At 69.2% G+C, this 9,231-nt stretch carries 13 protein-coding genes and 1 pseudogene; 5 read left to right on the top strand and 9 right to left on the bottom strand.

Translation table 11 applies throughout. The annotated features are described in order from the left end of the window. Positions 1–253 precede the first annotated feature (253 nt). Positions 254–1,156: a class I SAM-dependent methyltransferase gene (locus K7G61_RS35380; RefSeq protein ID WP_225851259.1), complete on the bottom strand. Its 903-nt coding sequence runs from the start codon at positions 1,154–1,156 to the stop codon at positions 254–256. Between the two features lie 209 nt (positions 1,157–1,365). Next, the gene (locus tag K7G61_RS35375) at positions 1,366–1,560 is read right to left on the bottom strand and encodes an AAA family ATPase (protein WP_225851258.1); all 195 of its coding nucleotides are present in this window, start codon (positions 1,558–1,560) and stop codon (positions 1,366–1,368) included. A gap of 1,101 nt (positions 1,561–2,661) precedes the next feature. Here K7G61_RS35375 and K7G61_RS35365 point away from each other — a divergent pair. Then, positions 2,662–2,970 (top strand): tautomerase family protein, encoded by a 309-nt coding sequence (locus K7G61_RS35365; RefSeq protein ID WP_225851257.1) that lies wholly within the window; start codon positions 2,662–2,664, stop codon positions 2,968–2,970. A gap of 112 nt (positions 2,971–3,082) precedes the next feature. On the opposite strand, the pseudogene K7G61_RS35360 reads toward K7G61_RS35365, so the two are convergent. Next, positions 3,083–3,245: pseudogene (locus tag K7G61_RS35360) on the bottom strand (IS5/IS1182 family transposase); the annotation flags it as partial. 10 nt (positions 3,246–3,255) lie between these two features. Here K7G61_RS35360 and K7G61_RS35355 point away from each other — a divergent pair. Both K7G61_RS35355 and K7G61_RS35350 read left to right on the top strand, forming a co-directional pair. Then, the gene (locus K7G61_RS35355) at positions 3,256–3,687 is read left to right on the top strand and encodes a hypothetical protein (protein WP_374204348.1); all 432 of its coding nucleotides are present in this window, start codon (positions 3,256–3,258) and stop codon (positions 3,685–3,687) included. After that, the gene (locus tag K7G61_RS35350) at positions 3,684–4,082 is read left to right on the top strand and encodes a hypothetical protein (RefSeq protein WP_225851256.1); all 399 of its coding nucleotides are present in this window, start codon (positions 3,684–3,686) and stop codon (positions 4,080–4,082) included. Before K7G61_RS35355 ends, K7G61_RS35350 begins: the two co-directional genes overlap by 4 nt. Before the next feature lie 373 nt (positions 4,083–4,455). Here K7G61_RS35350 and K7G61_RS35345 read toward each other — a convergent pair whose 3' ends face one another. Further along, a complete protein-coding gene (locus K7G61_RS35345) occupies positions 4,456–4,971 on the bottom strand; it encodes a hypothetical protein (RefSeq protein WP_225851255.1) in 516 nt (171 codons plus the stop codon). A 167-nt stretch (positions 4,972–5,138) separates the two neighbouring features. Here K7G61_RS35345 and K7G61_RS35340 point away from each other — a divergent pair, with 167 nt between their 5' ends. Beyond that, positions 5,139–5,324, top strand: coding sequence for a hypothetical protein (locus tag K7G61_RS35340; protein WP_225851254.1), 186 nt, complete (start codon positions 5,139–5,141; stop codon positions 5,322–5,324). Between the two features lie 581 nt (positions 5,325–5,905). Then, positions 5,906–6,706: an aquaporin gene (locus K7G61_RS35335; protein WP_225851253.1), complete on the top strand. Its 801-nt coding sequence runs from the start codon at positions 5,906–5,908 to the stop codon at positions 6,704–6,706. 26 nt (positions 6,707–6,732) lie between these two features. On the opposite strand, the gene K7G61_RS35330 is transcribed toward K7G61_RS35335, so the two are convergent. Genes K7G61_RS35330 through K7G61_RS35310 form a run of 5 tightly spaced genes read right to left on the bottom strand, consistent with a single transcriptional unit; the run spans position 6,733 to position 9,145 of the window. Then, entirely contained in the window at positions 6,733–7,275 is a 543-nt protein-coding gene (locus K7G61_RS35330) for an IS3 family transposase (protein ID WP_308190807.1), read from the bottom strand. A 52-nt stretch (positions 7,276–7,327) separates the two neighbouring features. Next, the gene (locus K7G61_RS35325; protein WP_308190806.1) at positions 7,328–7,531 is read right to left on the bottom strand and encodes a hypothetical protein; all 204 of its coding nucleotides are present in this window, start codon (positions 7,529–7,531) and stop codon (positions 7,328–7,330) included. A 4-nt stretch (positions 7,532–7,535) separates the two neighbouring features. Further along, the gene (locus tag K7G61_RS37220; protein WP_225851260.1) at positions 7,536–8,264 is read right to left on the bottom strand and encodes an IS3 family transposase; all 729 of its coding nucleotides are present in this window, start codon (positions 8,262–8,264) and stop codon (positions 7,536–7,538) included. After that, complete coding sequence (locus K7G61_RS35315; RefSeq protein ID WP_225851251.1) at positions 8,243–8,545, bottom strand: transposase; 303 nt, start codon at positions 8,543–8,545, stop codon at positions 8,243–8,245. The genes K7G61_RS37220 and K7G61_RS35315 overlap by 22 nt, the downstream gene beginning before the upstream one ends. Positions 8,546–8,599: 54 nt before the next feature. Next, the gene (locus K7G61_RS35310) at positions 8,600–9,145 is read right to left on the bottom strand and encodes a site-specific integrase (protein WP_225851250.1); all 546 of its coding nucleotides are present in this window, start codon (positions 9,143–9,145) and stop codon (positions 8,600–8,602) included. Positions 9,146–9,231 lie beyond the last annotated feature (86 nt).

The following is a 9,231-nucleotide window of genomic DNA, read 5'->3' as shown; positions in this document are numbered from 1 at the left end:
ACTTTTCAGCCGCCGCCGACAGCCGCCCAGCCTCTCACGGGAAACCGTCCGTTACTGAGGTTCGATGCGTGATGTCGCGGGACCCTACCGGTTGAACTGCAAAGACGCGTATCCGCCGCACGGCGTCATGCGAGGATCACCCACCAGTAGATGAGCGGACCGTAGCACCCGCCCTGATCCCCTGCCTGCGGGTGGCGATGATCCTGCGCCGGAAAGCGATGTTCCGGTGGCAGACGAAATCATGTACGGGCGTTCAGGTCTCGGCCAGTTGAAAGTGCCAGATGATCTCCACTGGAACCCCGGCGTTGGCCGCCACAGCAGCCTCTGGTACCAGGTCCATCAGGCACCATGGCCAGTCCTCCCACGGACCCAAGTCGATCGTGAGCTTCCGTGGCGGATCCTGTGCCCCGGTCCGTCCCCCGGCTCGCTCCTCGGGTTCCTCACAGCGCAGGACTTGTAGCCCCACCGTCAGCGCGGCACGTAGATAGTCCCCGACCGGATGACGATAGGTCTCCAACTGCCCCGGCCTCCCGTCCGCCAAGCGCACCGAGGGAATCGAACCCCGCGCCACGCATTCCGGGTGGATGTCCGAGGTCACGAGGTGCCCGCCCGGACGCAAAACCCTGGCGAACTCCGCCATCACCGGCCCCAGGTCGGGGACGTGCGTCAGGGCAAGAGAACAGACCACCAGGTCCATGGCATCATCGGCCACGGGCAGCCGGCGCAGGTCGCCAAGGAGGAACTCGCCTGCTGGTACCCGCTCACGTGCCCGCGCCAGCATGTCCGCCGAGCTGTCGACGCCGACTGTCCGGTGACCGCGCTCGGCCAGCAGGGCCGTCATCCGACCGGTGCCGCAGGCGGCGTCCAAGGCGACACCAGTCGGCATTCCATCGAGGATTTCCCCGACCACCGGCTCGTCGAAGTCGAACGCCGAGTTGGGGCCGTCATAGGTCCTCGACCAGATCTGGTATCCATCGACGGTGCCCACCGGGGCAACGTCCACAGCGGCATCCGCCAGCGTCTCGTCGTCAAGCAGCCTCCGGATCTCGCCGATACGCGCATCGACGAACTCGCGATCGTGCTCCCCGGTGAACGATCGCAGCAGGGCAGTGCCTTCAAGGCCCACCAAGTAGGCGAGCGGATTCTGGTGCTTCACGGCGCGACGCTAGCGACACTCGTTGCGCCAGCGCCACCGATTTGCCCGTCGCCCGCCTGTCCCTGCACCGTGGGCTCCACGGCGGTCTCGCTCATCATCACATCCATGATCATCAGATCCGCCGTTGATTAGACACTCCCGTGCGAGAGCGAGGCGACGAGCTGATGGAGCCCCGCGAAGCTGATGTCCGTCTCGTACTCATCGCCGCTTTAGCGGATGACCCGGATGCCCTTGGTCACTGCCAGCTCTGCGGCCGCGTCCAGGAGGGCCGTCCTGCCCACACCCGGGTCGCCGGTGAGAAGGAGGGCGGCTCCGTCCGAGGCAACGGTGTCCAGGAACGTCGCGAGCTCGCCGAGCTCGCGGTCTCGGCCGACCAGTCCGGTCAGGTCGAAGCCCGCGCCCATCACGGAGTCCGCCCGTCTCGCATTGGCTGTGCCCTCGTCCCGCCACGTGTCTGACCGGCCGGTCCGTCACTGATCGACAGCACGTGCGAAATGGTGTCGTCACCAGCCGGCGCGGGCGTTCGCAGGAGCCTTACGACACCCGTTCCCGGCGGTCGCCTCCTCCAGAAGTGCGGCAGTGCGGGGTCGGCGGCCCGCCGGGCTTCACATCGACTCTCCCGATGCCGGTGGCCCCGGCCTTCCCCAGCTCCTCCCGCCGGTCAGCGGAAATCCCGCCGTAGGCGACGGTGGTTTCAGCGGCCGTCGACGCGTACGAACCTGCCGGGGGTGTTCGCGACCGGCGTTGTCGACCCACCTGCCGGGCTGGCCATCACCGCGGTCCAGACCGGCGCGGCCGCGGTCCTGGACGCCGAGCGCCACCCTGTCGCCGGCGGGAGCGGCCGGCATGCCGAATTGTCGACGGGGAGACGAGACCGCAGGCGGGGCAGCCGCGCCAATCGGGCCGAGCGGCGACGTCGGCGCGCAGCACCGCCCGCAACATCTGTCGAATGACCACGGCGAACCGGTCTATGACCAGGGATGGCGTGGGAAGGTGCCAGGCACCGGGTGCCCTGCGGCGGGCCGGCTGCGGAATGAGCCCCGGGCAGAGCAGAGCGGCCGGTCTGTCTTCGGGATGGCCCCACACGTCCTTCACGCCCCCCAAAGCCCCACTGACCTGCACAAATGCCCGGTCCGCACGTCCCAACGACGGGCCTGCCCGATCCGGTGAACCACACGGCGGTCATCTGACTGATGTCGGGCCCCGGCGCCCTGCCTACGGTTGTGGTTGTCGGGGCCCCCACGGTGCCGACCGCAGACCAGAGGAGACGGGACAAGACTCCCTGCTTCCGGCCGAAGCCCGGCGCCGCCCCAAGACCTGGGGGTCCGCCGCGGCGCTGACGGCCAGGTGGCGGGACGTGGACACCGTTGGCAGGCCACGGCCCTTCGGCCGGCGTCACATGGTGTCGCGCTCCTGCAGGAATCGGGAGCCCGGACTCCGGAATCTGCGCCATCCCGTCGAGCGCGGCGATCGCCACGCTCGAGAACAGTAAAGGACGTTCTGACATGCCTTTCGTCAATGTCAAGCTTGTTGAGGGTGTCTTCTCCGAGGACGAGAAGCACGCGATGGCCAAGGCACTCTCCGACGTGATGGTGCAGTTCGAGGGTTCGGAGGCGTTCCGGGAGGTCGTCTGGGTGCTGATCGAGGAACTGCACCCCGACGGCTGGCACATCGGCGGGCGGCCGTTCCGCGGTCCGGCCTCGCTCATGGAGACCCTCGAGAATTCCAAGGCGATGGTGGAGACCGTCGAGGGTCACCCCACCACACGGCCGGAGTGGGCCAAGGCGGCCCCGGTGCGGGACACCGGCAAATAGCCCAGCCGCCGGCGGTTCCGGAGCTGTCAGGGCTCCGGAACCGCGCATACCGTCAGAGCGTGAGCCTCTTCCGTCATCGGCCTGGACTGGCCGGATGCAGGTGAGGACAGCTTGGACGAGGGACCGTGCCGCTGGCGCCTCGGCAGCCCTTGTCGGCCCGGCATGGGACGTCGGCCCGGGCAAGGGCGTCGATGATGCCGTGCCCGCGGGCCGCGCGGATGTCGTGGACGGCTCCGGGCAAAGCCGGCGGCCCACGACAGTCGGCCGAGGGGTTCGGTGAGGACCTTGGCCGCGACCGCGTCCGGAACCGTCGTGCGGTTCCGGCGTCGCAGTCGCACGCCCTCCACCCTCGCCGCGAACACCCACGACAACACCGCCGGCATCGTCCTGCTGAACCGGGTCGCCGAGCACACCGGCCACAGCGTCCGCAAAGCCCTGGTCGACCAGGTCGTTGCGCACGGCGCGGGCCTGGGGATCGACGTCGAGATCGTCGCCCGCAAGGCGCAGGACAAGGGGGTCGTGCCACAGCCGAAGCGGTGGAGGGTCGAGCAGACCTACGGGATCGTGATACTGCACCGGCGCCTGGTCCGCGACTACGAGCACCGCCCCTCCTCCTCCGCCTCCCGCGTCTACTGGGCGATGACCCACGTCATGACCCGCCGCCTCACCGGCGCGAACACCCCCACCTGGCGCACGGCGCAGGAGGCGGCAGCATGAACATCCAGCCCCTGCTCGACGCCCTGGACCTCCAGGAAGACGCCGCCCGAGCCCTGGCCGGCGACCTGCGCGCACAGATCGACGACCTGCAGACCCGGCTACGGGAGGCCGAGACGCACCTGGACCACCTCGCGATCACCCGCAAGATCCTCACCGCCCTCGCAGACCGGCTCCCGACCGTCGCCCCGGACCTGCCCGACCACCCGGACTACCCCCGCATCCTCACCGCCTTCAACCACACGACCGGGCCGCTACGGGCCAAGGACGCCTGCCAAGCCCTCGGCCACGAACTGCAGCCCAAGAACGTCGAAGGCACCCGCGCCAAGCTGAAACGCCTGGTCAAGCCTGGGATCCTCACCGAGGCCGACACCGGCAACTTCACCCGGAAGCGATAGCCGACACGACCGCCACCAGCGCCCTTGATCCCACCTCAACCAGAAACAGACATAACCTTACAAAACGCCCACTAAGTGGCAGCTCGCAGTTCCATCCGTTGGAAGTGCTGGCTGGTCAGGAGCCAGTGCGCCAGCGTGCGGGTGCTTCGGCTGCCACGCCGTGACCGCGCCCCCAGGGCGACACCCAGTAGCCAGCCTCGCTCACCAACGCTCGCCAGTCCGTCTTCTTCAGGCCGACTTGGCCCATCAGACGCCTGGTGCTGGCGTGACCGCGGGCTCGTAGACGGCTGCGTGTCGGTTGCCGCGGTGCCGCCGGGGGTAAGTCGCCGGTAGGGGCCCGGGACCTCGGCGCGGGCAGGCCCGAATGAGCACGTTAGGGTTGCACGCTCGGGCCGGTCACATCCTGGTGAGGCCCGAAGACGGCCCGCAGCTTTTCGCCTCCGTAGAGGGATTCGTATTCAAGTATGAGCGTGAGGCGGTTGCGGATCAGGTGCCAGAAGTCGCCGTGCACGGTGGGGTCGTAGGCGGTCACCGACAGCAGGAAGGCGTCGTAGCCCGTGGGCACGATCGCCCCGTCTTCGAAGACGCTGGAGCCGGGGCGGTAGGGGAACAACCCGCGCACTGAGTTGACCTCGGCCTCCCGCCACCCGCCGAGCAGCGTGCCGTCCAGCACGAGGCTGCTGGCGGTGATCACGGCGGGTCCCAGGCCCGCGTTGAAGAGCCTGATGCCGGCCCTGCCCTCGTGGGTACGGGTCGCTCTCATCACCAGAGCAGGCCGGACTGATATTCGGCTGTGCTTCCGCGCCGCGCGGCCCTCGCTCACCGAGACGGCCAGCGACAGGGCCGCGATCCCCGTCGCGCACACCGCCGTGACCGTGTTGGCGTCCATCCAGGCCCCCTCCTGCTCGACCTATACGGCAACAGACTCCGCCGACCGCCACCCCGGTTCCGGCCCGGTACCCGCGGCAGTAGCTGAACCACCGGCCACCCGCCGCGCCGACGCTTGATTCGCATGTAATTGAAGATGTGATTGAACGTGTGCTTATGGTCGGGCTGGTGTCGAGGTGCTACCTGCCCACCGAGAACGACCTGTTCGGCGCTGTCGATGCGCTGCTGGAACAGGTCCCGTCCGATGTCCTGCCGCCGCCAGCCGAACGCCGGCGCCTGCGGGAGGCCGCAGGGCTGGGTCAGACCCAGATCGCGACCGCGCTCGGCACCTGGCGTGAGGCGGTCGGAAACTAGGAGGCGGGACAGCGTGAGCCGCGGCCGCCGTAGCGCGCCGCCTACGCTGCACGGTCTCGGCAGTGCTTCCCCGCAACGCCGACCGACACGCCGCAGCAGGCTCCGGAAGCGTCAACCACGACGAATCACGAGAACACTCAGGCGACCAGCACGCCCGTCACCCCTGCTCCGGCCGCCGCGCCCCGCCTGTCGAGCACCACCAGGAGCACGTCGACGTCGCGCCGTCCGGCCGCACGCAAGGCGGTCGCGAAGCCCGCACCCGCCCCGACCCCGGCCGCTGTGGTGGATCTTCGCGCCCAGTCCCCTCGGTGTACTGGGCGGGGTGTACTGCGCCGGGAATCTGGTGCTGCAGTGTCCGGCTGGTACGGTGCCGGAGCTGGTGGAGTGGACGCTGGCTGAAGCCAGGCTCGGCGCGCAGCGGCCCTCTCTGTCAAAGTAGAGCGAGTCGGATCGTTCACCGAGCTGGCGGCCACCGCGCGCCAGACGGAAGCGAACAACACCAAGCGCGCCTGCCCCTGACCGTCGCTGGACCCCTTCTGCCGGCTGCGAGGCCAGCGCCGTTCCCGCACCCGGAGACTTCCTTGAGCGCCACCGACGCCGCTGCCGATGCCGCCTCCGTCCCTGCGCCCGCCGTGCCGCAGCCGGCGCCCGGCGCCACCCCGCCCCGCGTGCCGCTGGCCCGCCGGGCGGCCGCCGAACTGGTCGGCACCGCCGCCCCCGTGACGGTGGTGGTGGGCTCGGGCATCCAGGCCACCGAACTCACCCACGACGTGGCCCTGCAGCTGCTGGCGAACTCCACCGCCACGGTCTTCGGCCTCGGCGTGCTGATCGCCCTGCTCGGTCCGGTCTCCGGCGCGCACTTCAACCCCGTGGTCACGCTGGCGGAGTGGTGGACCGCCCGCCGCGGCGACCCCGGCGTCACTTTGCGCGAGGCCGCGGTCTACATACCCGGGCAGGTGGCGGGCGCCATTGGCGGCTCGATCCTCGCGGACGCGATGTTCGGCAAGGAGCTGGTGAAGTTCTCCGGCCACGACCGCGGCGCCGGGCACCTGCTGCTCGGCGAGGTCGTGGCAACCGCCGGGCTGATCCTGCTGATCTTCGGCCTGGCCCGCACGAACCGGCTGCACTTGGCGGCCGTCGCCGTCGCCTCCTACATCGGCGCCGCCCACTGGTTCACCTCCTCCACCTCGTTCGCCAACCCGGCGGTGACCATCGACCGCACTTTCACCGACACCTTCGCCGGCATCGCCCCCGGCTCGCTGGCCGGCCCCATCGCCGCCCAGTTGGTGGGCGCGGTGGGCGGTGAGCTGCCCCGCTTTTCGTGGAGTCCGCGGTCGTGTGATCAAGCGGTCTGCGGGGCTTGCTCCAGTTGCGCCCAGTAGGCCTGTTCGTACTCGTCCGGTGGTACCTAGCCGAGGGCGGAGTGGAGTCGTTCGCTGTTGTACCAGGCGACCCACGGGAAGACGGCCCGTTCGACCTCGTCGAAGTCCCGCCATGGCCCCTGATGCTCGATCAACTCGGCCTTGAACGTGGCGTTGAAGGCCTCGGCCGTCGCGTTGTCGTAGCTGTCAGCGACGGATCCGACCGACGCTGAAGCACCGACTTCGGCCAGACGCTCCGTGTACCGAATGGATACGTACTGGGCCCCGTGGTCGGTGTGCAGAACCGCGCCGGTGAGGCTGCCGCGAGTGCGTTCGGCCGCGGCCAGGGCGTCGAGGACCAGTTCGGTGCGCATGTGGTCGGCGATCGCCCAGCCGGCCAGTCGGCGTGAGGCGAGGTCGATGACGGTGGCCAGGTAGAGGAACTTCCCGCCCTCCAGCGGAAGATAGGTGATGTCACCGACGTACTTTTGGTTCGGCTTGTCGGCGGTGAAGTCGCGGCGGATCAGGTCGGGGGCTTTGGCCGCGGCCGGGTCCGGGATCGTGGTGCGGTGTCGGCGTCGCAGTCGCACGCCCGCCAGGCCGGTGCTCTGAAGTTCCCCCCTGATCTTGGACAGCGGGTTTCTACGCTGCGGGGGTGAAGTCGTGCCGCAGTCTGGCCCGGGTTTCGAGCGGGGTGAGATACCCGAACTCGGGGTGCTTGCGGAGCCTGGTGCGGTTGTACTCGACTTCGATGAAGCGAATGACGTCGGCTCGGGCCTCGGCCCGGGTGGCCCACACGCTCGTGCCGACCTCGGCATTGAGCAGGGCGAACCAACTCTCCGCCACGGCGTTATCGTAACAGGAGCCGACTCTTCCCATCGACTGCCTCATCCGCAACTCCTGTATCGCATTCCCGGAATGCGGCGCTGGTGTATTCGCCGCCGCGATCGGTGTGCATGATGCAGCCCTCCTCCAGTTGCCCGCGTCCGGCCGCCATCCGCAGTGCCGCCACCGGCAGCTCGGCGCGGTGGTGGTCCGCCATGGCCCAGCCGACTACCTCGCGCGTGGCCAGGTCGATGCAGGTCGCCGGATACAACTTCCCTTCGCCGGTGACGAGTTCGGTCATGTCACCGACCAGCCGCATCCCCGGTCGCGGCGCGGTGAAGTCCCGGCCTATCAGGTCCGCGGCGGACACCGCCCGCTTCGCCTGCCGGGTCAGCCCACGGCGACGGCGCCGGGTGATCCCGGCGATCCGGTGCTCGCGCATCAGCCGCTCCACCCGCTTGCGGTTGACCGCCCGCCCGGCCCCCACCAGGGCGGCGTGGCTGCGCGGGGCCCCGTAGGCGCCGCGCGAGCCGGCGTGCAGCACCCGGATCTCCCACACCAGCACCTGCTCGGCGCTGAGCCGGACACGGCGGGCGGGCACCGAGCGCACGTGCGCGTAGTAGGTGGAGCGCGGCAACTGCAGGGTGCGACACAACAGCCCCACGCTGTAGCCGCCGGGATTGTCGGCGCAGGCCTTCTCCGCGTCGATGAAGGAGCACACGGCGGCGGTGCCTACTTCATTTCGTTCGCGAATAAGGCCGCCGCCCTTTTCAAGATCTCGATCGTCTGCTGCTGCTCGCGGGTCTGTCGCCGCAGTCGGGCCAGCTCCTCGCGCTCCGAGCTGGTCAGCGCCCCGGCCGGGCCCTCGCCCCGGTCAGCCTTGGCCTGCTTGACCCAGCCCCGCAGCCCCTCCGGGCTCACCCCGAGGTCCCGGGCCACCTCGGTCACGGTCTTGTCCGACGCGAGCGCCAACGCCACCGCATCCCGCTTGAACTCGGCCGTGTACCGCTTGCTCATGTTGCTCTGCTTGCTCACTACCCTGGACTGCTTCCTCCGGGACCCATCCGTCCCAGTATCAAGCTGTCCAGGTCAGAGGGGGAACATCAGTTTCGTCCGTACACGGATCTTGACCACGCCGGAACGGCGTCCCGTCCTGCGCGCCACGTGCTCCAAGAACGGCAGGTAACTGCCCGGCCTGGCCTTCACCGTCTCGTACAGGCGGTCCGCGACTTCGACGCCGCGCGCGGCGTGGTAGCGGTAGAAGCCCATGACCGCGCGGGCTCGGCTCGCCACGGTCGCGTCGGCCGCCTTTGTGCCCACATGAAGCGGCACTACGTCCTCAGCCACGCTTCCTCGACGCAACTGCCCGACGAAGGTTCCGAGTTCAGTCACTCCAATCGTGTTCCACGCCTGCGCCCGCCGCTCCAGGAATGTCCACCACAGGGCGAGGCCCCGCGCATAGCTCTTGAGGGTGTTGGGCGAGCAGTCCCTCGATCTCAGGTACTCCACGTACTGCTCGACCGGCTCAGCAACTCGGAAGTCCTCGCCGACGACCGTCCACGTCACCGCTTCCTCCGTGACAACCCGCTGCGTACTCGCCACCACGCCCCCCTCTGTCACCACCGTCAGCGGCACCTCACCGCTGTACCGGATAACGCATCGCTCACAGAGAAGGCACGGTCCACAACCGCATGTCACAGACGTCCGCGGCATCGAAAGCA

The sequence above is a fragment of the Streptomyces sp. HPF1205 genome, assembly GCF_020400825.1.
Taxonomy (GTDB): Bacteria; Actinomycetota; Actinomycetes; order Streptomycetales; family Streptomycetaceae; genus Actinacidiphila.
Note: the sequence above shows the minus strand (reverse complement) of the source record. Positions and strands in the feature narration are given on the sequence as shown.